Here is a 21,963-nt window from a genome sequence, read left to right as displayed (position 1 = left end):
TTCCAATGATATTAAGCTTATCCCAAAAAAAATTCCTTCCCTTATCCGGGAAGGAATTCTGGTCATGACTGCTCAAGCATACGGTTCAATGCAAGCTTTGCATTGTGTGCAGTTTCTTTGTCCACTTTTATAATATTTGTTTCATATCCCTGCATAACCGAATCAAGGCTCCATGCAAGATGCTGAAGGTCAATTCTGTTCATGGTCAGGCAAGGGCACATATGAGGGTTCAATGAGATAATCTGTTTATCAGGATGCTGTGCAATCAGGCGATTCACAAGGTTCATTTCAGTTCCGATTGCCCACGCAGAGCCCGCTGGTGAAGCTTCAATTGCTTCAATGATGTAATTTGTCGAACCTGCCATATCAGAAAGCTCCACAACTTCTCGTCGGCATTCAGGGTGGACAATGATCTTCATCTCCGGGTTGGCTTTGCGGACTTGAACGGTATTTTCAACGGTGAAATTCTCATGAACGGAGCAGTGCCCCTTCCAGAGAATCACTTTTACGCTCTCAAGCGGCCCGTCAAACTCCAGGATGTTTTCAATCGGATTGTAAACGGCCATCTCATCTAGTTGAATCCCAATGTTAAAAGCTGTGTTCCTTCCCAGGTGCTGATCCGGAAGAAAAAGCAATCTTTCCTTTTTGGAAAAAGCCCAGCGCACCATCTTCTCGGCGTTTGATGACGTCACGGTCGCCCCGCCATTCGCGCCAACGATTGATTTTATCGCTGCTGTTGAATTCACATAGGTCAACGGCAGGATTGTATCACCAAACAGTACCTGCAGGAATTCCCACGCTCTCTCGGTCTGGTAAATATCCGCCATATCCGCCATCGAGCACCCTGCCCTCATATCCGGAAGATACACTTTTTGATTTTCAGTTGTTAAAATGTCCGCTGTTTCCGCCATAAAATGAACACCGCAAAACACAATGTGTTCCGCCTCCCTGTTTTCTGCGGAAAGCTGGGCAAGCTTTAAAGAATCGCCTGTTGCATCAGCAAATTGAATTACTTCATCTTTTTGATAATGATGTCCGGGGATAAAGAGTTTTTCCCCCATTTTTTGCTTAATATCCTTGATCATGTCCTCCAGTTCCTGCACAGACATGTTCCTGTATTTCTCAGGCAGCAACCTAGATTTCGTTTCGAGCGCCTCCAGAATATTCATACGCTAAATCCCCTTTCGTTTCAGCCAATACTTTCGCGCTTATATCTAAAGACTTTACAGAGTGAGTGAGGAATCCGAGTGATATATAATTCACGCCGCAATCACCGTAGCCGTGAAGGTTGTCAAACGTAATTCCCCCTGATGCTTCTGTTAAAATCCCATCCGGAACCAAATCGATCCATTCCTTGATTTCTTCAGGTGTCCTGTTGTCAAACATGATGCAGTCTGCCTTTGCTTCTATTGCTTCGAGCAGCTGCTCCTTCGTCTCAATCTCCACCTCGACTTTAACCATATGGCCAAGGCTTGATTTTACCGTTTGAACTGCCTTGCTGATGGAACCTGCGAAGGATATATGATTGTCCTTGATCATGACAGCGTCATACAAACCATACCGGTGGTTGTACCCGCCCCCGCAGCGAACTGCATACTTCTCAAGCATCCGCAATCCTGGTGTCGTCTTGCGGGTATCACAAATCCTTGTCTTCCTGCTGTCCAATACAGCAACGGCTTCAGTTGTTTTTGTCGCAATACCGCTCATCCGCTGAATCAGGTTCAGAACGACTCTTTCAGCTTTCAGCAAGGCAGAAACCTTGCCGGATATCCTTGCAAGTTCCTGTCCCTTCACGACTTTTTCTCCATCTTTTACATTGATGTTGATTTCGCTATTTTCATCCATCAGCTGAAATCCAGTGGAGATGATTTCTTCACCGCAGAAAATCCCATCATCCTTTGCAATCAGCACCATTCTTCCCCTGTTTTCTTTTCCAAAAATCAACTCACTGGTCACATCTCGGTCACCGATATCTTCAATAAAAAATTGTTCAAGTAGCAAGCGCAGTTTGATTGAATTCATGCTTCCCATCCTTTACGATTTTTCGTTGATGGATGATCTGTTTTTTCATCCAGTTTCCATTATCCTCATTCGGAAAATCATCCCTGTAATGTCCTCCCCTGCTTTCCGTCCTTTCCAGTGCGGATTCCGTGATCAGCGTTGCGGTTATGAACATAAACAGCTTATTAATCTCATCTTCTGTCAAGTGGTCGAGCGGGACCTCCAGCCATTCATCAATGCCTGACTGTGCGAACCATTCCTTTTGTGCCGTCAGTGTTGCCTTTGTCCTGACAATACCTGTCAGGTCCATCATTGTTTTTTTAAGCTCTGTTATTTCAGGCAGAGGACTGAGGGAAAAGTTGAGTGAACTTTGGTAAGGGATATTTCCCACTTCATGCACGGCTGTTTGGCTGTTAATCCAATCAGCAAGCCTTCCGCCGACGAACATCCCTTCAAGCAAGGAATTGCTGGCGAGCCTGTTAGCTCCATGGATGCCTGTGCAAGCTACTTCACCAATCGCATACAAGCCAGGGATGCTCGTTCGTCCCAGCAAATCTGTTTTCACACCGCCCATGATAAAATGGCTTCCCGGCACTACCGGGATCAAGCCCTTTTCAATCTCGATTCCATTTTCTTTACATAGCTGGCTGATCGTGGGAAATCGCAGGTTGAAATCCTGGATAGAACGAATGTCTAAATATATTTGACTTCCTTTTCGCGAAAAATCATATATAGTTTGCGAGACGATATGCCGCGGCGCCAAGTCCTTTAAAGGGTGGATTCCCTCCATGATCTGCTTTCCTTCTTCTGTCACGAGGGTTGCCCCTTCCCCCCTGACAGCTTCTGAGACCAATCCTCTTGTTTTTCCATCCACGTATAGGAGAGTTGGGTGAAATTGAACAAATTCCATATCTGCCAGCTCAGCACCAGCCCTGTAAGCGAGCGCCAGGCCATCGCCTGTAGCAGTTTCAGCATTGGAGGTGAAGGAGTATATCTGTCCGCATCCCCCTGTCGCAAGAACGATATGAGGTGCAAAATAAATGACATTGCTTCCATCCTGATGCTTCGCTTTTACACCAATGCACCTGTTATCTTCTTCGTCTAAAATTAACTCATATACAAAAACGGATTGTTCGATGGCTATATTTGCACTGAGGTTTGCAAGCAAAAAATCGACCATATGCTTGCCAGTTGCATCACCTCCGCTATGGACAATCCTTTTCATGCTGTGAGCACCTTCCATCCCCAACAGAAGCCTTCCGTCTTCATCCTCATCAAATCTGCAGCCTGACTGCCATAAACTTTTGATTAGATTTGGAGCTTCTTTTGTCATCTCCAGGACCGCTTCCGCATTATTATGATGTGCACCCGCCTCCAGCGTGTCGAGATAGTGAAAATAAGGATCATCACTTGGAGCAACAGCTGCAGCAACACCACCCTGGGCCATATAGGAATTGCCCATCGTCATTTTCTTCTTTGTGAGAATTATCACATTTAAATCCTTCGATAACTTATTGGCCAATTGCAATGCAGCAATGCCACTGCCAATAATCAATATATCCGCTTGATTCATAGTTTGATAGCCTCCTGGATTAACAGGTGTCTTGACATATATATTTACACAGATTTACACTGTTGACAAGAACTTTTAATCTAAAAACAGGAGAATCACTGATGAAGTATTTCGATTATGCGGCTACTTGTCCGCTTGACTCTGATGCTGCAGATGTTTTTATTAAGGCTTCGACTGTCTACTTTGGGAACAGTCAGAGTCTTCATGAAGCTGGCGGCGCATCTGCCAACCTGCTGGAAAGCTGCCGACAGGAATTCGCCAGGCTGCTTCAAGTTGACAGCACGGGAATTTATTTTACCAGCGGTGGCTCTGAAGCGAATTTTCTCGGTGTAATGGCGCTTCTCTCTGCCAAACGAAAGAACGGCAATCATATTATCACAGGAGCAGCTGAACATTCTTCTGTCTTTAACCTTATGAAAAAGCTTGAAACCGAAGGCTGGGAAGTCACCTACCTGCCGTTGGACAGCTCTGGATCTATTACAATCGAGACAGTGGCAGCAGCCATCAAAGAAGGGACTGTTCTCGTTTCAATCCAGCATGGCAATCCTGAGGTAGGATCAATACAGCCGATAAAGGACATCGCTGATCTATGCCATAGCAAAGGGATACTAATCCACAGCGACTGTGTCCAGACCTTTGGAAAAATACCAACTAATGAAATTGCGATTTACGTTGATTCCCTTTCGATTTCCGGCCACAAATTTTATGGACCAAAAGGAACCGGGGCAGCTTATGTGAATCCGAGGCTTGCCTGGACACCTTACATTCAGGGAACTGTCCATGAAAAAGGCTTCAGGCCCGGGACGGTTAATGTACCTGGAATTGCTGCCATGACAACAGCTGCCCAGAAAGCCCATTCGCTCATGATAGCTGAAACTGAAAGAATTCGAAACCTTAGGTCCTGTCTGCTGGCTGCCTTAAAAGAAGCTGAAAACAGGTTTGTAGTTTTCGGCAATGAGGATGATGAACAGCTGGCTGGAATTCTGGGCATGGGCATCAAGGGGCTGGAGGGACAATTTGTCCTGCTGGAATGCAACCGCAATGGCTATGCGATATCCACCGGCACTGCCTGCCATACTGGAATGCTTTCTCCTGCAAAAACGATGACCGCAATGGGCATTGAAGGCAAAGCAGCCAAGGAATTTTTCCGGATTTCCTTAGGAAGAGATACGACTCAGCAGGATGCGGAAGGGCTTGGAAAAATACTGGCTGCCATTTCGATGCAAGTGTCTGCCGTTTAACTTTAAGTGGATGTATGGTAAAATTCTCTAATGAAGTAGCTGAAGGAGAGATCCGATTTATGAAGGAACCTACGAAAATCCTCGGGGATGAGCGCCGGGCATACATCCTAAAAAGGCTGCAGGATAGCAGTGAACCTATCACCGGAAGCGAACTTGCCGCCATCACGAATGTGAGCAGACAGGTCATCGTTGGCGACATTACCTTGCTGAAGGCTAGAAATGAGCCAATCATTGCGACCAGCCAGGGGTATCTTTATATGCACGCATCCCGTCCAACTGGAGCAGAACGGACAATTGCCTGCTCCCATGATCCTGAAAGGACAGAAGAAGAATTACTGCTTCTAGTCGATCATGGCGCAACTGTGAGGGATGTTAAAATCGAGCATCCTGTATATGGTGACTTGACTGCTTCGATCATGGTTTCGAACCGATATGAAGTGAAGCAATTCATGGAAAAAATAGGGACGACAAACGCATCCTATTTATCGGAACTGACAGATGGAATCCATCTTCACACGATTTCTGCTCCGACCGAAAGAGCGCTTGATGAAGCAGAAGAAGCGCTGCGGAAAGCAAATTTCCTTATAGATTTAGAATAAGCTAAACACAAAAAGATCCATCCTGATGTACTTTCTCCCAAGAAGCAATAACTTTTGGGGCCGTACACGGATGGATCTTTTTATATTTTATAACTAGGATAGCTCCCAAGAAGCTTGACGCCGCAGCCCAAGGCTTCCAGTTCCGCTATCGTGCCGGGAATCAATACTTTGTCCATTTTCATGCTGATATCAATGATGAAAAAGTATTTTCCAAGGCCTGTTTTCATCGGTCTTGATTCGATTTTTGAAAGATTGAGCTTCCGCCACGAAAAAGCCGACAGCACTTGATGGAGTGCTCCTGCCCGATCAGAAGGGAGTGTGATCATCAATGTTGTTTTAAACTCTTCAGTCGGCTCAAGGCTGACAGCATGCCCTTCTTTCGCCAGAATCGCGAAAACTGTATGATTGTAGCTGTAATCATGGATGTTTTCCCTGGCCATGAATAACTCATACTCATCAGCCGCCAGACTATTGGCAATCGCAGCGATATTCTGTTCAGGATGTTCTTTTACATATTGAGCGGCTGCTGCTGTTGAAGCCATGTGTTCCAGAGGAATTCCTTTATAATCCTGATGGAGGAATTTGTGGCATTGGGCAAGCGCGTGAGGATGGCTGCAAATGAGTGTTGCATCCCTCCACATTTCCCTGTTGGAAGGGTGGACAAGCAGGTGCTGCCTGATCGGGACAACTGCTTCTCCGACAATTTTAAGCTCTGATTCATGAACCAGATAATCAATGGTGATGTTGACAGAGCCCTCAATTGAGTTTTCAAGAGGAACGATGACAGCATCCATTTCACCTGCCGCAGCAGCGTCCATACACTCCGGGATGCTCACGAAAGGAATTTTTTCTGCATTCTTAAATAATTGCCTGGCCGCATAATCCGTAAATGTTGCTTTTGGACCGAGGTATCCGATTTTCAAGCTAATTCCTCCCCTTGCATCTACCAGTTTTCTTTCTATATTAAGCTCCTGAACCGAGCACTTCTACTTTTTCGACAAATTCCAGCCTCTTCAATTTCGCAAGCATCTCATCCAGCTCAACTTTCATCTCAGTGACATTCAAGCTAAGCGTAACATTGGCCCTGCCCTGCAGGGGGATGGTCTGATGGATGGTCAGCACATTGCAGCCTGTTGCAGCCACGGTTCCAAGCAGCTCAGATAATGTTCCTGACCTGTCCTCAAGCTGAAAAAAAAGAGTGATGATTCGCTCTTTTACAACGGTATGGAATGGAAAAACAGTATCCCGGTATTTATAAAAGGCACTCCTGCTCAAGTCGACACGCTGGACTGCATCCCAAACAGACTCTGCTTTACCCCGCTCAATCATCTCTTTTGCCTCAAGTGTCTTTTTCATAGCTTCCGGCAGGACATCCTCACGAACGAGGTAAAACTTTTTATCTTGATTTTGCTTCAATCTCCATCACCCCAACAGAAAGCTTTTAAAAAGGAAGGCCGATTAACCAGGGACTGGTTGATCGACCATCAGGTACTACGTTTGTCTCGGTGAACTTGTTTGTTTATTCCACGAACTCGAATTCGTACTCAAGAAGCTTGACAGTATCTCCGTCTTTCGCCCCTCTTTCGCGAAGAGCATCGTCAATGCCCATTCCGCGCATCTGGCGGGCGAACCTTTGGACTGATTCTTCCCTGGAGAAGTCGGTCATCTTAAACAGTCTTTCAATGCTGTCGCCTGAAATGACAAACGTGCCATCAGACTCGCGGCTAATCTGGAATTCCTGTTCCGCTTTTTCGTGTTTGTACATGACACGGTTTTCATCTTTTTCTAATTCCGCTTCATCGATAAGCGGGAACTCCGGTGTCTTTTCGATTAAATCAGCCACCGCAAATAACAGCTCACGCAGACCGACTCTCGTGAACGCCGAGATTGGGAAAATCGGATGTTCATCGCCGACCTTCTCTTTGAACACTTCCAGGTTTTCCTCTGCATCCGGCATGTCCATTTTATTGGCTACAATGACTTGCGGCCTTTCAGTCAGCCTTAAGTTGTATTCTTTTAACTCATTATTGATCGTTAAGTAATCCTCATAAGGATCACGGCCTTCCGTTGCGGCCATATCAATCACGTGAATGATGACGCGTGTCCGTTCAATATGACGCAGGAACTGATGTCCAAGGCCAACGCCAGAGTGTGCCCCTTCAATAAGTCCTGGCAAGTCGGCAAGTACAAAGCTTCTGCCGTCTTCCGTTTCGACCATCCCCAGATTCGGAGCGATCGTCGTGAAATGATATTCTGCAATTTTTGGCCTTGCAGCAGACACAACAGACAATAATGTGGATTTCCCTACACTCGGGAAACCTACCAGGCCGACATCAGCCAAAAGCTTTAATTCCATGATGATTTCTCTTTCCTGTCCCGGCTCTCCTTTTTCAGAAAGCTCTGGAGCAGGATTGGCAGGAGTTGCGAAGCGTGAATTCCCTCGACCTCCGCGTCCTCCTTTAGCAATGACAGCCTGCTGCCCGTGCTCTACCAAATCGGCAATAATAGCACCAGTAATGGCATCGGATACAATTGTCCCAGGAGGAACTTTTACGATCATATCCTTCGAATTTTTGCCGTGCTGGTTCTTTGACATCCCGTGCTCGCCGCGCGGTGCCTTGAAGTGGCGCTGATACCTGAAGTCCATCAGGGTGCGCAATCCTTCTTCAACCTGGAATACTACGTTTGCTCCATTGCCTCCGTCGCCGCCAGCCGGGCCGCCCTTAGGAACATACTTTTCTCGTCGGAACGCGACCATGCCATCGCCGCCGTCTCCGCCTTTTACGTAAATCTTTACCTGATCGACAAACATTATGTCATTACCACCTGTCTGATATTTGTTATCGCTTATATGTTTCCCTGGAGTGATTCCATAAAAACTTCTATTGTCAATTCCCCATCAATGACGCCATCTGAAATGACTTTCATATTTTCAACTGGCAGGCCATCAGCAAGGAAGCTTACCAAGCGATTTTTATCTTTTATTATTCCGCTAAAATCGAAAAAGAACCCAATGCCTTTTTCCTGAGGATCAATTGTAACTGAGAGATGATTTTCCTGATATTGTTCAATTGAAGAATCCAGTGTGTCGAAAAGCTGCAGTGTCCAGACTGTCAGCAGCTGATCATCTAATCTGTGGAAGTTCTGGGAGTCCATTACTTCAAATTCCAATTGAAAATGATGATTCTCCCAATTGCAGGTTAACAACGTAGAGGCAAACTGAGGAAGATTTAAATTAGATAGCTTTGCATCCTGCCTGGATTCCATGATAATTTCTTCAATGATTTCTTTAGCCCGATCCACTTTATTCAGCGAAAGATTGCCTTTAATTAATTGAAGCTGATTCATCCAATCATGACGCGCATGGCGCAAAACCTCGATTGTATCCCACTCTTTTTTCATAAACATACTCCTACTCATAAAACTGCTTGTTGTAAGTATAACAAAAAAGCGCTATGTCGTAAGCAAATTATGTATTCTTTATTAACCCAATATGATTTATTGTCCAAATAAGAAAACCCTAACCGCAGTGGTTAGGGCTTCTCTTTAGCTTACGCTTCTTGAGCTGCAGGATAAACACTTACTTGCTTGCGGTCACGGCCAAGACGTTCGAATTTAACGACGCCGTCAACTTTAGCGAATAGAGTGTCATCTCCACCTTTACCCACGTTTACACCTGGGTAGATTTTAGTTCCGCGCTGACGATAAAGGATAGAACCACCAGTTACGAATTGACCATCTGCACGCTTAGCGCCTAGACGCTTAGCGATAGAGTCACGTCCGTTCTTAGTTGAACCTACACCCTTCTTAGAAGCGAAGAATTGAAGATCTAATCTTAACATTTGTTCCACCTCCTACTTTTTGAAGGTTAATTTTATGTGCTTTCCGTACTCTTTTTCCATCGATTGCAATGTAATGACCATGCTTTCAAGGAGTAATTGTATTTTCTCCTGTGTATCCTCAGGCAAATTGTCTGGAATAGCACAGCGGAGAAAACCATCAGTACCCTGTTCAATGTCCGGTGTAATTCCCGTCAACCCAATGATGGAATTGACTGTACCAATTGATATGGTGGAAACCCCAGCACAGACAATGTCGCTGCCATGGGCAGCATATCCAGCGTGGCCGCTAATCGTAAACGATTGGATGCTTCCGGATTTTGTACGATTAATCGTTGCACGAATCATGCTAATCCGCCTTTAATTAAGCGTTGATCTTTTCGATAACAACTTTAGTGTAAGGCTGACGATGACCTTGCTTCTTACGATTGTTCTTTTTCGCTTTGTACTTGAAAACGATGATTTTCTTTTGACGGCCGTTCTTTTCAACTTTAGCAGTTACAGTTGCGCCTTCAACTACAGGGCTTCCAACTTTAACGTTTTCGCCACCTACAAAAAGAACCTTGTCAAAAGTTACAGTTTCGCCTTCAGCAGCGTTTAGCTTTTCAATGTAGATTGCTTGTCCTTCTTCTACCTTTACTTGCTTGCCGCCAGTTTCGATAATTGCGTACATTCCAGTGCACCTCCTCATTAGACTCAGACTCGCCATCAGCAGGCGTTTGCTCCAGGCAAAACTTAAATACCTGTTGTGTGCGGTTGTAGCACGGGTGCTACAAACAATAACATTAAAATACTATCATATGCCGAGCAAAAGTGTCAACATATAATCGATGTTCTTTTAATGGCCAGACATGGATTAACCTTGTTCTGTCGAAGCACTAACCTTAACGATTTCATAAAATGGCTTGGCCGCATCTGACAACGTGAATTTTATCGCAAAGCCAAGCGCCTTTTCAAGCCTCAATTTATGGATATCGCCTTCTCCGGAAAAATGGCTGATGACTTCGTTCGTGGCGGAAACATGAATGACTTCATGATCTGCATTCTTATATTCCCACAGTTCCCTCTCCAGTCTGGAAGCAATCGTTTCGGAACTGAGCACCTGCCCTGCTCCGCCGCATGTGCGGCATTTTTCAGTCAGCGTCTCTGCCAAAGACGGTTTTGTTTTCTTCCTGGTAAGTTGGAGGATTCCCAGGTCTGTAAATCCCGCAATCCGTGTCCTGCGATTATCCTGCAAAAGCTCTTTCTGTATGATTTTTAGAACTCTATCCTTGTCCTGTGAATCGTTCATGTCAATAAAATCAATAAGGATGATGCCTGCAATATCCCTTAGCCTGATTTGGCGGGCAGCTTCGACAGCAGCATTCAAATTTGTTTTGACCACGGTATCGCGAAGGTCGGTTTTTCCTGAGAACTTCCCTGTGTTTACATCGATTACCGTTAACGCCTCAGCTTCGTCGATGACCAGGTATGCTCCCTTATCCAGCCAAACGATTCTTTTAAGCAGCCGCTCGATTTCCTGTTCGATTTTATAAAAAGAAAAAACATTTTCCTTCCCATTATAAAATTCAACCGAATTAGCACCGGTGAGCAATGGCTCGAATTTATTTTTGAACTCGAGACTGTCTGAAATCACAGTTCCTGTTTCAAGTAATGGAATGGCTGCAAGTGCCTGTTCAAAAAAGTAATCCCGGCTGGATACAATCCCGGGCTTTTTCTTGCCTGTCGATGATTTTACGATTTCATCAAATTTTTCACGCTGCTGCTGGAGTTCAGCCACAATTACTTCTTCAGTCTGTTGAAGGCTCTCCGTCCTGAAAATAAGACCTTCTTCCGGAGTTTTCAGCTGTTTGGCCAGTTCCCTCCATCTTTCCCTGATTTCAGGAGTTTCTGCTTTTTTTGACACCGCTATGTATTTCCCATGAGGCATATAAACCAGATTTTCACCCTGAAGCTCAATGATTCCTGTCAGCCTTGCTCCTTTTGTGCCTGCTGCATCTTTTTCAACCTGGACAAACAGCTTTTCTCCTTGATGTACAAAAGAAGAAATAGGACGGTTCACTTTCTTTTCATCCTCTGACAAAACAAAAGAGGCAAGCTTCTCCCGCGAAAGGAAGCCGCTCATCTCTTCGCCAAAATTAACGAATGCTGCATTCATTCCTGGAATCACTCTCTCAACGATCCCAAGATAAATATTCCCCACCAGCGACTGCTGGCCGGGCTGTTCGATATATATTTTCTCAACATTGCCATTTTTGATTAACGCAAATCGTTTTTCTCTGGAAATTGTATTAATAATAAGCTTGTCCATTGTTTCTCCTTGTTCACAAAAAAAATGCAGCGTGAACTGGATTCACGCTGCATTTATTATCCTATTTTAATAGGTGTAAAGCAAATCTCCTATTTTAGCAGTCAACAATTTTTCAGTGAAGTAAGCGTGCAGCAACTCATTCTCATCCATCATCGACTCCTTGCCATTTTGCTTTTTTACGATGATCGGATGCTTGCAGCCTCGCTGAAACTTTTCAAGCACGTCCGCGACCATTTCTTCCTCTTCTGCGCTGATCGGCTTTAACTGCCTGAAATCCGCCTGTTTCCCGTAATGTCTTTCCATAAGAAAACGGAGGAAAACAAATCGCCGCTGCTTCCATTCAAAGTGCAATGAAAACGCCAGGAACCCAATGATGAACCAGACATTCAGGGTCAAAGGCGCCATAAACAAAAGGATCATCGAAAAAATAAACAATGCCCCACAAGAGAGATACAGTGTCCGATTATGTGCCTCCTGAAATGTTGCGTTCATTGATAACACGATAAAGACGAGTTTCCCTCCATCCAATGGCCAAATCGGCATTAAGTTGAACAATAAAACCATCAGATTGTATTCAATAAACAATGAATACCAATGCTCAGAAATGATGCCTCCCTGGAATAAAACAAAGGCGAGCGCGATCATCCAAATATGCTGCAATGGCCCAGCAAGCACGACGATCAGTTCTTCTTTCAGCGGCCTGTTCCCATGCTCATCCATTTCAGCTACCCCGCCAAAAGGCAGGAGGGCGATCTTCTTGATTCTCCACGAAAAAAAAGAGGCTGCAGCACCATGTCCCATTTCATGAACAAAAATAATCAGCAGCACCATCATCAGCTCTCTAAAATGCGCAGTCGCGACAGCAAGGGCGATGACCATCCACAGCAATGGATGGATCTGAATTTTCCGCAATAAATCAACGGCTTTATTCAAATTTGATCACCTGGACGGGATCAATGAAATCATCCCCTTTTTTAATTGCAAAGTAAAAGGAACCTTTTTCAGCATCCTCACTGTCCATCGCTGTCCCTACCTTCGTGCCTTTCGAGATGTATTCGTACAGATTCACATCAATACCTTCAAGATTCCCGTACCATGTTTCACTCTTATCCGCATGCTGGATAATGACCGTTTTGCCGAAGCCTTCTTTCATGCCGACAAAATGGACAAGTCCTTCGTTCATCGCCTCCACACCTGCACCCTTGCCTGTTTCGATCGTGATTCTCTGCCCATTGTCCCCAAAATCCTCAAGAATTTTTCCCGACGCAGGCAGGGCATACTGATTTTCATCTGATACATCCTGTTTATCTTCTTCTGCAACTTTTGTCGGCAACAGTGCCAATGGCTTTCCAAATTGTTCTTCATACCAGTCAGCAACTGCGGCAAACTGGAATTCCTGATCCATCGTCTGCTTTACATAATTTTGAATCGATTCGGCTTTTTCCGAAGGGCTCCGGAAAACAATCGCGACAATCAGCACTAGGCAGGCAGATGCCAGGACCTTGAATAAAAAGACTTCCTTTTTAAATAAGGGATGTCCGCCTTCATCCGGCCCAATATCATAGGAAGGAAACCTGTCAAAACCATGCCGTTCCTCTACGGTAGCGAAAAAACGATTGTGGTTCATCTTCTCCATTCTTTCCCGCTCTTTCTTCCTCTTCATCATCCTCTTGCGCACGTCATCCGTTCTCGAGCTCATCCAATCCCCACCAATCCCCTTGTACTCTAAATTAGTACAAGTTTATGACCTGTCCAACGAGAGTATGACTAGAAAGAGAAGACACAGAGAAACAAAAAAAGCACATGTCCAGCGATGCAGAATAACATCGTGAACACGCGCCATAAATTTTTTTATCGAACTCCGAAGAATTTCTTGATCTTCGAAAATACACCTTTATTGTCGTTATCAAGCTGCTGCAATGGAACAGACTCGCCAAGAATCCTTCTTGCGATGTTCCTGTAGGCGATCGATGCTTTGCTGTTCGGGTTCAGCGCAATCGGCTCACCATGGTTGGAAGCTTTGATGACTTCATCATCATCCGCCACAATTCCAATCAGATCGATGGAAAGGTGGGTCGTGATTTCATCCACATCAAGCATATCGCCATTTTTCATCATATGGCTGCGGATACGGTTGATGACCAGTTTCGGTGCTTCAACGTTTTCTTCTTTTTCCAGAAGACCAATAATCCGGTCAGCATCCCTTACCGCAGAAACTTCAGGAGTAGTAACAACGATTGCCTTGTCTGCGCCGGCAACAGCATTCTTGTACCCTTGCTCGATTCCTGCCGGGCAATCAATGACGATATAGTCATAGTCCTGCTTCAGTTCATTCACCAATTTTTTCATCTGCTCCGGCTGAACAGCTGTTTTATCGCTGGTCTGTGCAGCCGGCAGCAAATAAAGATGGTCGTCGAAGCGTTTATCTTTTACAAGGGCCTGATGAATCTTACATCTGCCTTCAATGACATCAACAAGATCATAAATAATGCGGTTTTCCAGCCCCATGACAACGTCTAAATTGCGCAAGCCGATATCAGTATCGATAAGGCAGACTCTTTTGCCTTGAAGTGCCAAAGCTGTACCAATATTAGCAGAAGTTGTCGTTTTGCCAACTCCGCCTTTTCCGGAAGTAACTACAATCGCTTCTCCCACTTTAGAGGCCTCCTTCGAATCTAGTTAAATTTGGTCTTTTTTTCATTAAAACTTGCAATCTATCAACAACAATCTGTTGACTGTCCGATATGTAAGCACATTCCATGACACGATTCTCATCCTCAGTAATCTGGTCAGGAGCACGGTTGATGCAATCACTGATGCGCAATTGTGCGGGCTTCATGACAGAAGCAGCAATAACTGCTTCCCGATTCCCGTCAGAACCTGCATGGGCAATACCTTTCAAAGCCCCCATGATAAAAATATTCCCTGTCGCCTTTACTGTCCCACCGGGATTCACATCCCCAATGAGCAGCAAATCCCCAATAATTTCAAGGACCTGGCCGGATCGGATCACACGGGCTACAGGTACGATTTCCGTTTCCTGCCGGAGCCGGTCCGCTTCATCCTTTGTGATCACATTGGTTTCAAGATCCTCGACGATCAAGTTTCTTTTCTGGCGAATCAGGTCTTTTAGCTCTTCCTCCTGCGCTTTGGTCAGGTACCTGTTGCCTACCTTCACCTTAACCGAGAGCAGCTGCTGTTCCTCCTGGACACGCGATGAATTGGAAAGCTTTCTGTCGAGCTCTTTCTTTAACTCATCGTAGGAGCAATTATCGTCCAAATGGAGTGTGAGTCCATCTTTTGTCCCTTTTATTGTCACATTTTGTGTTTTTTTCATACTGGATGTTCACCTCATAAGAAAAGCGCAAGCGCCTTGGTCAGCCCCGACAAGCGCTGGAGGGCCGCCCGGTGAAGTCGTTCTTTGACTTCACCTGAGCGGACCGAAGCGACTCGAGGGGCTAGGCGCTGGAGCTAGACAATAGTCTGCATCAAGAAAATAATATCTTATTTCACCTAAAAGAAATTCGACAAGCAAACGTCAAATTCCTTTATTTGAATAGGCGTGATCAAGAATTTTCTTAATCGTTCAGAAGCCTGTCAGCAGCATTCTCGAACTGTCTTTTAAACGGGAAGGCAGCCAAAACGATAAACGCCAGGTTCAGGATCAGTGTTGGGACTAGCCTTATTTTAACATAGGTCGAAAAGTCCAGGTCAGTAATATTTATCAAGTGCATCAGCTGATAAACACCGATCTCCAGGATAGCGATCCCGATCAGAGACAGGACGGAAACGATAAAAACATTGGTTTGCAATATCCTCATCATGTTCGCAAATAAATATGCAATGAATGGGAACATGAACAGATAGATGCCAATGATTTCTGTGTAAACGACATCAAAAAGCAATCCGAATATAAAACCGTATAGGATTCCATGTTTCGGGCTCAGGTACGCTGTCAAAAACAGGATCCCAACCATCAGGAAGTGGGGCGCAAGAATCCGGTCACTATTGAATAGCTCCGCAGGGAGAAGCTCGACGAACAAACTTTCAAGGATGAACAAAAAAACGAACAGTGCTGGAAGCAGGAAACGGATCAATTGCCTTCCTCCTTCCCTTCGCTATCTTCTTCAAGAGTTTCTTCAAGATCGACGGATACCATCGACTTTTTGACGACCATGACATGTTCCAGGTCATAAAGATTTGCTTCCGGCTTAATATAAGCCGTTTGATTTAGGCCGAATTCATCAGGTACAACCTTGACAACCTTACCGATTGGAAGATCTTTAGGGAAAATACCGCCCATTCCTGTGGTAACGACATTCTGGCCTTTTTCAATCTTCGCATCATATGGAAGCCCTTTTAATAAAAGAAGCTCCTTTTTCTTATCGTACCCTTCAATCGTGCCGTATAGCGGCTTTTCTGCCTGGAGTATTGCCGATATCCTGTTGGTCGGGTCAATTGAGCTGACCAGTTGGACGGTTGCTGAAAAAGGTGTCGTGCTTTTTACCTTGCCAATCAATCCTTTTGCGGTGATTACGGCCATGTTCTTTTCAACACCATTTGCTGTACCTTTATTGATAACAATTAATTCATTCCATCGTTCAGGGCTTCTTGCAATCCTGACTGCCTGGATCGGCTCATAGTCTGCAAGTGACTCTTTTTTATCTAAAATTTCCTGAAGCTCCTCGTTTTCTTGTTCAAGGGAGTATACCTTTGCTTCAAGTCGTGCCATATCGTCAACACGTTTCTTCAATTCTTTGTTTTCCTGATATGTATTTTGCAAGTCTTGAAGGTTTTCGATCAAACCGGCAGCATAATTCACAGGCCTTGACACTAGGGATTGAACCCAGCTGGTCGAGTCTTTGACAAACTGCTCGGGCCATGTCAATTCTTCTCTTTCCCTTAAAGAAAAACCAATCAATGCCACGAGGACTATAATGCTCACAAGCAGCATTATCAGGCGTTTATTAAAAAAGAACTGTGGCATGATTTACACCTCTAATCTGAAAATATGAATGACAGAAGAGCAGGGAAGTAGGATAGAATCCCGCTTCCCTTCTTCTGATTATCTTGATTCTTTTGCCTTGCTCTTGAATAAATCAATGTGATCCAATGCTTTGCCTGTCCCGATCGCTACACAATCAAGGGGATCTTCGGCAATCAATACCGGCATTTTTGTTTCTTCGCTGATGACCTTGTCCAAATTGCGCAGCAATGCGCCTCCGCCTGTCAGGACGATTCCTCGGTCCATGATATCAGAAGCAAGTTCTGGCGGAGTTTTTTCAAGTGTCAGCTTAACTGCATCAACAATGGCGTATACAGTGTCATGCAATGCTTTCGCGATTTCAGCTGCAGTGATTTCAATTGTCTTAGGCAGGCCAGTCAGCAGGTCACGGCCGCGGATTTCCATATTTTCAATTCCGTCAGGATCTCCCGCAGAACCGACTTCCATCTTGATTGTTTCTGCCGTTCTTTCACCAATCATCAGGTTATATGTTTTACGAATATAATTAATAATTGCGTCATCCATTTCATCACCGGCAATACGGACAGATTGAGAAGTAACGATTCCGCCAAGTGAGATGATTGCGACTTCAGTCGTTCCGCCACCGATATCAACAACCATGCTTCCCGTAGGTTCCCAAACTGGAAGGTTTGCGCCAATCGCCGCTGCAAACGGTTCCTCAATCGTAAATGCGTCCCTGGCACCAGCCTGGCGTGTTGCGTCGATGACAGCACGTTCCTCAACTGCAGTGATTCCAGATGGCACACATACCATGACGTAAGGCTTGCCAGCAAACCAGCCTTTGTTCTTCGTAGCCTGTTTGATGTAGTACTTCATCATAGTAGCCGTTGTTTCATAGTCCGCAATAACGCCATCCTTCATCGGCCTTAAAGCTACGACATTGCCTGGAGTACGTCCGATCATGTTTTTCGCGTCGTTACCGACAGCAACGATGCTTTTCGTATCCGTCTGAAGCGCCACTACTGATGGCTCTCGTAAAACAATTCCTTTTCCTTTTACATAAACAAGTGTATTAGCAGTACCCAGATCGATTCCCAGGTCTCTTGTTCCGATTCCAAACATATTTGTATCTCCCTTTCTCAACAAAAAATGCAATAAAAGAACAGGCAATCTATTTACAAAGTAGTTGATTGTTCATAAGCAGATTTTTTGACAAAATTTTAACTTTGTCCGCAAAAATCATAAATTATATTATATCGCATCGTCAATCAAAATCCTAGTATCATACATACCCTTTTTCCTTCAAACTAACATATTTATTTTCACCAATAATCAAATGGTCTAGCAATTCTATTCCGACAATTTTTCCTGACTCAGCGAGCCGCTTCGTCACTTCAATATCCTCGCGGCTTGGCGTCGGGTCTCCTGATGGGTGATTGTGGACGCAAATGACTGAAGCCGCCGACCTCCGAACTGCTTCCTTATAGACTTCACGAGGATGGACAATTGATGCATTCAAACTGCCGATAAAAATGGTCTGTTTGTGGATGACCTGGTTTTTCGTATTCAAATACAGGCAGACAAAATGCTCCTGCGTCAGGAAGCGCATATCGTTCATTAAATATTTTGCGCCGTCCTCCGGGGAGCGGATGACATAGCGTTCATCAAGGGTATGGTTGGCGATGCGCCTGCCGATCTCAACTGCAGCGAGGACATGGATGGCCTTTGCCTGGCCGATCCCTTTTATTTGGGTCAGTTCCTCAAGGGTGGCATCTTTTAGCAGGCGAAGACCCTCAAACTGGGAAAGCATCCGATTGGCAAGCTGGAGCACCGATTCCTCCCGCGAACCCGTACCAAGCAGCAAGGCAAGCAATTCATGATTCGAGAGGCTCTGAGGACCATTCTGCACAAACCGTTCCCTCGGCCGCTCGTTTTGCGGATAATCTCTGATCATTAATGAATTGGTAGACAATATATTTCCTCCCAGTCAAATGATTATGACGAGGAAAGTGTAGAAGAAGTTTCTGTGGCTTTTCTTTTAATAAGGAAGGATGTAACCGATTTTTCTAAGTTCCCTGATCAATCTTGATACAGGCAGTCCGACGACTGTGTAATAATCCCCACTGATTTCTCTGACAAGCATGCTGCCGAACCCCTGGATTCCGTAGCCGCCAGCCTTATCGAATGGTTCACCGCTCTTTATATAGGTGTCGATTTCTTCATCTGACAATTCCCAGAACGTCACATCTGTTTTTTCATAGAAACATGTTTCCTTCTCAGGGGAGATGATCGATACTCCTGTGTAGACTGAATGGGTGTTCCCAGACAGCTTCTTGAGCATATCATAGGCTTCTTGTCCGCTCTCTGGCTTTCCGAGGATCAATCCGTCATGGACGACGACCGTATCGGAGCCAATTACGAAACATCCTGGATAATTTTGCGCTACTGTCCTTGACTTTCTCGATGCAAGTTCCATGACTGCTTCAGACGGGCTCAGCGTTTCACTGAAACTTTCATCTGCATCACTGCTCGAGATTTCGAAATTCAGGCGGAGATTTTCAAGAAGTTCTTTTCGCCGTGGAGAAGAAGAGGCTAGAATGAGGCGTTGCATAAAATCACCTTTCTTTTCTTTTTGCATCTAAGGGAGATACAAGCTAATCGTATCAAAGTTCACCTTTTGTAACAATCTTTAGTCCCTGGTTTTGCAAAAAAAATCAGAGCCTGCCGCAAAATGGCGAAGGCTCTGTTAATTTGTACAATTTCCCGGAAAATATTCAATTAGCACTTCTATGGTCTTTTATTTGCCAATTGACTGATAGGCCGCCAAAAATGCAAGCAGGCCTTTTTCCACCTCTGCAAGCTGGTTCGCATCCTTTGACTTCTGGTAGCTTAAGAACGAAGCGCTTGCTTTCTCGATGCTTGACTTTGCCTTCAAAATGTTTTTATCCTTTACATTCTTGTCAGAGATTTTGCCTAGCAGCACCTGGTAATCTTCTACTTTTTTCACCGCTTCGGGGCTCGCCCCTGCTCCACTGATCAGGATAGAGTAGATGTCCGGAGCCTGCTGCAGGAATTTTGCTTCCTCACCTGTCAGGCCTGCAGCGGAACCGCCTGCTATCTCAAATGGTTTTGCGAAGACTTCCACTCCTTTTGCCTTAAGCGCCTCAGCCTGTTGTTTCGCAGCCTCAATGCTGCCACCCGTCCCTAAATAAACGGCGAATTGGCCATTTACAGGAAAAATCTCGGCAGCCACTCCTTGACCTGAAAGAAGATTCACCCTTTCCTTTGCTCCCTCTTCAGTAGTGAACACCCCGTTCTGTACAATAAATGCTGGAATAGCCTTCATTTCCAGTGACTCTTTTCCGGATGCCGGTTGTTCTGCTGCAGGAGGCGTTTTAGCAGGAGTCGAAACTGTCGTAACAGTTCCCGAATCTGCAGTCACAAATTTAAGGATTGTTACCCCAAAGGCCGAACCCAGCAGCACAGCAAAAAATACAGTAACGAAAATAGTCGTATAAAGACGGTTATTCCTTTTCGTCTTATTGTTCCACAAAGATATGCCTATGCTCTTTTTCTTTGGCTTCTTCGTCTGCATCGGGGCAATTTTGTATTCTTTTAGGCTTTCCTCTTTCACCTGATCTGGTTCAGGCAAAATCCAGTCAAAGCTTTCCTCCGCCTGTTCCTGGGCAGCAGCCGTTTCATGGAGTGCAGGATCCTCCACCAGCGGATAAACTCTGCTTCGTTCCTCATTTTTATAAGAAAAAACGGTGTCTTCCCGGTAACTATCCTGTTCTTTTCCTGAGTCTGCATCCTGAATGGTTTTCTGTTCATTAACCGGACGGTCCTTGCCATTAATCTTGATCGTAATCGTCTTTCCATGCTTGTCCAACGCTTGTACCTCCCCCTGCCCGTTCCTGTTTTGCTCCATCCTATCATACAGGCAAAAAAAAATAACAAGACTTTTGTCGTCTTGTTATAGAATGCTTTCGTCAATTTTTTTACTAGATTATGGTTCGTCGCTGCCTTCCCCATCCTCTTCATTAATGGAAGAATTCGTTTCCGTGACATTCTCTTCAGAATGATCGCCGAAGGTCGGGAAAGGGTTTCGCTTGTTGGCAGGTTCAGGGGTTTCGATGCGCATTGGATTATCATTGGAATCAATCATTTCAGGAAAGTAGTATGCAGAAAGAGTAACCGTGAACAAAATGAGTTCTTCTTCGCCTGCGTCATAACCGATCCCCTCTGGACCTTCAAATTCTATTGAATCAATGCTCATTTCTCTTTTCGATTCTTCGAGAACTTGTATGAATTTCTCTAATCCTTCATAACTGTTAGATTCAACTGATAGAGTAACCGAGGTTTTATTTAAACCTGCAGGCATCTTGTCCAGATTTTTAGAAATGCCATCAGCTGAATCTTTCTTTGAACCTTCTCCTGATTCAACTTCGGGGTCAGCAGTTTCCTGTTGTTCTGCAGAATCCCTTTCACCAAATTCCATGAGAATAATTGTGCTATTCGATACTACTTCAGCTTTTTCAAAGTTTAGGATTAATTCCTCGGTGAACGGTTGATTCGGAATTTTCTTATATAATTCGGAAACACTTTTCATTTCCCCTGAAGGGACCGTAAAAACCCTTTTTTCGTATGCTGCCTGAAGTTGTTTTTCAGTTTTAAGCTGCTGTTCTTTCTGAATGACACTTTCCTTCAATGGATTGAGATAGGAGAATGTCATGATCAAATACAAAATGAGGGCAAAGACAATGCCTGATATTAAAATGAAAATTTCTTTTTTTGAAAATTGGAGGTTCATGATTCATTTCCTCCTTTATTTTCATATTCCTGAGTAAAGAATTCCTTCTCAAAATCAACTTCAAATTCTGCTGAATAAGTTGGCAGAAGCGTTATATTCCCCATGTCTTCCGTGTTCGAATCGCTATCAGATTCCGATTCATCTTCTTTCACAGCCTCAACGGTAAGAATCGAAGCATTATTTACCCATTCGGAATGTTTGAGTGAACTTAAGAAATAAGCTGCATCTCTTGATGATTCGAATTCAACTCTTACATTGACTATGCCTACACCATCATAGCTCAACGTTTGAATAAAGCCTTGTTCAGGCAGCAATGCAATCAAGCTCCTGAGCAGCCTTACCGTTTCAGGAGTGTGTTTTTCAGCCCAAATGACAGCACTTTGCAAATCAGCAGCAGAATCGCTATTTTCTTGTTCCATTACTTTTGTTTGCAATGCGGTATTTAAACTTTGTACTTTTGCAATTTCCTCATTCAGCTTCTTTACAGAAGCTTCATTTGTTCTTGCCTGCCAAAGAAAGACACTGGAACCAAGAGCGAATATGCATAGCAAAATAAGTGTGACAGCAAGTAAGGACGTTGTTTTGTGTTCTTTTTTTGGAAGAAGATTAATCTCTACTAGCAT

25 protein-coding genes and 1 other annotated feature are annotated in these 21,963 nt (G+C 44.5%); of the genes, 2 read left to right on the top strand and 23 right to left on the bottom strand.

All coding sequences use genetic code 11. The features are described 5' to 3' along the window. Positions 1 to 62: 62 nt before the first annotated feature. The 3 genes from nadA to nadB are packed head-to-tail and all read right to left on the bottom strand — an operon-like array spanning position 63 to position 3,574. Positions 63 to 1,169, bottom strand: coding sequence for a quinolinate synthase NadA (gene nadA / locus ACXAEA_RS07305; protein ID WP_475095244.1), 1,107 nt, complete (start codon positions 1,167 to 1,169; stop codon positions 63 to 65). Next, positions 1,135 to 2,022 (bottom strand): carboxylating nicotinate-nucleotide diphosphorylase, encoded by an 888-nt coding sequence (gene nadC, locus ACXAEA_RS07300; protein ID WP_475095243.1) that lies wholly within the window; start codon positions 2,020 to 2,022, stop codon positions 1,135 to 1,137. Before nadC ends, nadA begins: the two co-directional genes overlap by 35 nt. After that, positions 1,991 to 3,574 carry an L-aspartate oxidase gene (gene nadB / locus ACXAEA_RS07295; RefSeq protein ID WP_475095242.1) on the bottom strand — a complete coding sequence of 528 codons (1,584 nt, stop codon included), beginning with the start codon at positions 3,572 to 3,574 and terminating at the stop codon, positions 1,991 to 1,993. The genes nadC and nadB overlap by 32 nt, the downstream gene beginning before the upstream one ends. A 101-nt stretch (positions 3,575 to 3,675) precedes the next feature. Here nadB and ACXAEA_RS07290 point away from each other — a divergent pair, with 101 nt between their 5' ends. Both ACXAEA_RS07290 and ACXAEA_RS07285 read left to right on the top strand, forming a co-directional pair. Next, on the top strand, positions 3,676 to 4,815 hold the full coding sequence (locus ACXAEA_RS07290) for an IscS subfamily cysteine desulfurase (RefSeq protein ID WP_475095241.1): 1,140 nt from the start codon (positions 3,676 to 3,678) through the stop codon (positions 4,813 to 4,815). A gap of 59 nt (positions 4,816 to 4,874) precedes the next feature. After that, positions 4,875 to 5,414 (top strand): 3H domain-containing protein, encoded by a 540-nt coding sequence (locus ACXAEA_RS07285; RefSeq protein WP_475095240.1) that lies wholly within the window; start codon positions 4,875 to 4,877, stop codon positions 5,412 to 5,414. Between the two features lie 80 nt (positions 5,415 to 5,494). Here the strand turns inward: ACXAEA_RS07285 and pheA are convergent, their stop codons facing one another. The 20 genes from pheA to ACXAEA_RS07185 all read right to left on the bottom strand — a co-directional run bounded on the left by pheA (position 5,495) and on the right by ACXAEA_RS07185 (position 21,963). Continuing rightward, positions 5,495 to 6,337 (bottom strand): prephenate dehydratase, encoded by an 843-nt coding sequence (pheA, locus tag ACXAEA_RS07280; RefSeq protein ID WP_475095239.1) that lies wholly within the window; start codon positions 6,335 to 6,337, stop codon positions 5,495 to 5,497. Positions 6,338 to 6,377: 40 nt separating this feature from the next. After that, entirely contained in the window at positions 6,378 to 6,830 is a 453-nt protein-coding gene (locus tag ACXAEA_RS07275; RefSeq protein WP_475095238.1) for an ACT domain-containing protein, read from the bottom strand. Positions 6,831 to 6,933: 103 nt separating this feature from the next. Then, on the bottom strand, positions 6,934 to 8,226 hold the full coding sequence (gene obgE, locus ACXAEA_RS07270) for a GTPase ObgE (RefSeq protein ID WP_475095237.1): 1,293 nt from the start codon (positions 8,224 to 8,226) through the stop codon (positions 6,934 to 6,936). A 35-nt stretch (positions 8,227 to 8,261) separates the two neighbouring features. After that, positions 8,262 to 8,816 (bottom strand): Spo0B C-terminal domain-containing protein, encoded by a 555-nt coding sequence (locus ACXAEA_RS07265; RefSeq protein WP_475095236.1) that lies wholly within the window; start codon positions 8,814 to 8,816, stop codon positions 8,262 to 8,264. Between the two features lie 149 nt (positions 8,817 to 8,965). Continuing rightward, complete coding sequence (gene rpmA / locus ACXAEA_RS07260; RefSeq protein WP_079509900.1) at positions 8,966 to 9,256, bottom strand: 50S ribosomal protein L27; 291 nt, start codon at positions 9,254 to 9,256, stop codon at positions 8,966 to 8,968. A 12-nt stretch (positions 9,257 to 9,268) separates the two neighbouring features. Continuing rightward, positions 9,269 to 9,601, bottom strand: coding sequence for a ribosomal-processing cysteine protease Prp (locus ACXAEA_RS07255; protein ID WP_475095235.1), 333 nt, complete (start codon positions 9,599 to 9,601; stop codon positions 9,269 to 9,271). A gap of 16 nt (positions 9,602 to 9,617) precedes the next feature. Then, positions 9,618 to 9,926, bottom strand: a complete 309-nt coding sequence (gene rplU / locus ACXAEA_RS07250; RefSeq protein ID WP_144477733.1) for a 50S ribosomal protein L21 — start codon at positions 9,924 to 9,926, stop codon at positions 9,618 to 9,620. 15 nt (positions 9,927 to 9,941) lie between these two features. Beyond that, positions 9,942 to 10,021 (bottom strand) — a sequence feature (ribosomal protein L21 leader region). 88 nt (positions 10,022 to 10,109) lie between these two features. Further along, positions 10,110 to 11,564: an Rne/Rng family ribonuclease gene (locus ACXAEA_RS07245; RefSeq protein ID WP_475095234.1), complete on the bottom strand. Its 1,455-nt coding sequence runs from the start codon at positions 11,562 to 11,564 to the stop codon at positions 10,110 to 10,112. A 66-nt stretch (positions 11,565 to 11,630) separates the two neighbouring features. Continuing rightward, on the bottom strand, positions 11,631 to 12,497 hold the full coding sequence (locus ACXAEA_RS07240; RefSeq protein ID WP_475095233.1) for a M50 family metallopeptidase: 867 nt from the start codon (positions 12,495 to 12,497) through the stop codon (positions 11,631 to 11,633). Next, positions 12,490 to 13,263 carry a peptidoglycan DD-metalloendopeptidase family protein gene (locus ACXAEA_RS07235; protein WP_475095232.1) on the bottom strand — a complete coding sequence of 258 codons (774 nt, stop codon included), beginning with the start codon at positions 13,261 to 13,263 and terminating at the stop codon, positions 12,490 to 12,492. Before ACXAEA_RS07235 ends, ACXAEA_RS07240 begins: the two co-directional genes overlap by 8 nt. Positions 13,264 to 13,415: 152 nt before the next feature. Continuing rightward, a complete protein-coding gene (minD, locus tag ACXAEA_RS07230) occupies positions 13,416 to 14,219 on the bottom strand; it encodes a septum site-determining protein MinD (protein ID WP_475095231.1) in 804 nt (267 codons plus the stop codon). 1 nt (position 14,220) lies between these two features. Then, positions 14,221 to 14,901 carry a septum site-determining protein MinC gene (gene minC, locus ACXAEA_RS07225; RefSeq protein WP_475095230.1) on the bottom strand — a complete coding sequence of 227 codons (681 nt, stop codon included), beginning with the start codon at positions 14,899 to 14,901 and terminating at the stop codon, positions 14,221 to 14,223. A gap of 241 nt (positions 14,902 to 15,142) precedes the next feature. Continuing rightward, positions 15,143 to 15,661: a rod shape-determining protein MreD gene (gene mreD / locus ACXAEA_RS07220; protein WP_475095229.1), complete on the bottom strand. Its 519-nt coding sequence runs from the start codon at positions 15,659 to 15,661 to the stop codon at positions 15,143 to 15,145. Then, positions 15,658 to 16,551 carry a rod shape-determining protein MreC gene (gene mreC / locus ACXAEA_RS07215; RefSeq protein WP_475095228.1) on the bottom strand — a complete coding sequence of 298 codons (894 nt, stop codon included), beginning with the start codon at positions 16,549 to 16,551 and terminating at the stop codon, positions 15,658 to 15,660. Before mreC ends, mreD begins: the two co-directional genes overlap by 4 nt. Positions 16,552 to 16,629: 78 nt before the next feature. After that, the gene (locus tag ACXAEA_RS07210; protein ID WP_475095227.1) at positions 16,630 to 17,652 is read right to left on the bottom strand and encodes a rod shape-determining protein; all 1,023 of its coding nucleotides are present in this window, start codon (positions 17,650 to 17,652) and stop codon (positions 16,630 to 16,632) included. 160 nt (positions 17,653 to 17,812) lie between these two features. Next, positions 17,813 to 18,484, bottom strand: a complete 672-nt coding sequence (radC, locus tag ACXAEA_RS07205) for a RadC family protein (RefSeq protein ID WP_475098073.1) — start codon at positions 18,482 to 18,484, stop codon at positions 17,813 to 17,815. 84 nt (positions 18,485 to 18,568) lie between these two features. Beyond that, the gene (locus ACXAEA_RS07200) at positions 18,569 to 19,141 is read right to left on the bottom strand and encodes a Maf family protein (protein ID WP_475095226.1); all 573 of its coding nucleotides are present in this window, start codon (positions 19,139 to 19,141) and stop codon (positions 18,569 to 18,571) included. A 186-nt stretch (positions 19,142 to 19,327) separates the two neighbouring features. After that, positions 19,328 to 20,419, bottom strand: coding sequence for an SPOR domain-containing protein (locus ACXAEA_RS07195; protein ID WP_475095225.1), 1,092 nt, complete (start codon positions 20,417 to 20,419; stop codon positions 19,328 to 19,330). Positions 20,420 to 20,536: 117 nt separating this feature from the next. Beyond that, complete coding sequence (locus tag ACXAEA_RS07190) at positions 20,537 to 21,340, bottom strand: hypothetical protein (protein ID WP_475095224.1); 804 nt, start codon at positions 21,338 to 21,340, stop codon at positions 20,537 to 20,539. Further along, entirely contained in the window at positions 21,337 to 21,963 is a 627-nt protein-coding gene (locus ACXAEA_RS07185; protein WP_475095223.1) for a PilN domain-containing protein, read from the bottom strand. Before ACXAEA_RS07185 ends, ACXAEA_RS07190 begins: the two co-directional genes overlap by 4 nt.

It is taken from the genome of Mesobacillus sp. ABV4_180 (assembly GCF_056158485.1).
Note: the sequence above shows the minus strand (reverse complement) of the source record. Positions and strands in the feature narration are given on the sequence as shown.

Excerpts from the sequence above, each read along its gene's own strand:
- nadA (WP_475095244.1), bottom strand. The coding sequence starts at position 1,169 with ATGAATATTCTGGAGGCGCTCGAAACGAAATCTAGGTTGCTGCCTGAG.
- nadC (WP_475095243.1), bottom strand. The coding sequence starts at position 2,022 with ATGAATTCAATCAAACTGCGCTTGCTACTTGAACAATTTTTTATTGAA.
- nadB (WP_475095242.1), bottom strand. The coding sequence starts at position 3,574 with ATGAATCAAGCGGATATATTGATTATTGGCAGTGGCATTGCTGCATTG.
- ACXAEA_RS07290 (WP_475095241.1), top strand. The coding sequence starts at position 3,676 with ATGAAGTATTTCGATTATGCGGCTACTTGTCCGCTTGACTCTGATGCT.
- ACXAEA_RS07285 (WP_475095240.1), top strand. The coding sequence starts at position 4,875 with ATGAAGGAACCTACGAAAATCCTCGGGGATGAGCGCCGGGCATACATC.
- obgE (WP_475095237.1), bottom strand. The coding sequence starts at position 8,226 with ATGTTTGTCGATCAGGTAAAGATTTACGTAAAAGGCGGAGACGGCGGC.
- ACXAEA_RS07265 (WP_475095236.1), bottom strand. The coding sequence starts at position 8,816 with ATGAAAAAAGAGTGGGATACAATCGAGGTTTTGCGCCATGCGCGTCAT.
- rpmA (WP_079509900.1), bottom strand. The coding sequence starts at position 9,256 with ATGTTAAGATTAGATCTTCAATTCTTCGCTTCTAAGAAGGGTGTAGGT.
- ACXAEA_RS07255 (WP_475095235.1), bottom strand. The coding sequence starts at position 9,601 with ATGATTCGTGCAACGATTAATCGTACAAAATCCGGAAGCATCCAATCG.
- rplU (WP_144477733.1), bottom strand. The coding sequence starts at position 9,926 with ATGTACGCAATTATCGAAACTGGCGGCAAGCAAGTAAAGGTAGAAGAA.
- ACXAEA_RS07245 (WP_475095234.1), bottom strand. The coding sequence starts at position 11,564 with ATGGACAAGCTTATTATTAATACAATTTCCAGAGAAAAACGATTTGCG.
- ACXAEA_RS07235 (WP_475095232.1), bottom strand. The coding sequence starts at position 13,263 with ATGAGCTCGAGAACGGATGACGTGCGCAAGAGGATGATGAAGAGGAAG.
- minC (WP_475095230.1), bottom strand. The coding sequence starts at position 14,901 with ATGAAAAAAACACAAAATGTGACAATAAAAGGGACAAAAGATGGACTC.
- mreC (WP_475095228.1), bottom strand. The coding sequence starts at position 16,551 with ATGCCACAGTTCTTTTTTAATAAACGCCTGATAATGCTGCTTGTGAGC.
- ACXAEA_RS07210 (WP_475095227.1), bottom strand. The coding sequence starts at position 17,652 with ATGTTTGGAATCGGAACAAGAGACCTGGGAATCGATCTGGGTACTGCT.
- radC (WP_475098073.1), bottom strand. The coding sequence starts at position 18,484 with ATGATCAGAGATTATCCGCAAAACGAGCGGCCGAGGGAACGGTTTGTG.
- ACXAEA_RS07200 (WP_475095226.1), bottom strand. The coding sequence starts at position 19,141 with ATGCAACGCCTCATTCTAGCCTCTTCTTCTCCACGGCGAAAAGAACTT.
- ACXAEA_RS07190 (WP_475095224.1), bottom strand. The coding sequence starts at position 21,340 with ATGAACCTCCAATTTTCAAAAAAAGAAATTTTCATTTTAATATCAGGC.
- ACXAEA_RS07185 (WP_475095223.1), bottom strand. The coding sequence starts at position 21,963 with ATGCTAGTAGAGATTAATCTTCTTCCAAAAAAAGAACACAAAACAACG.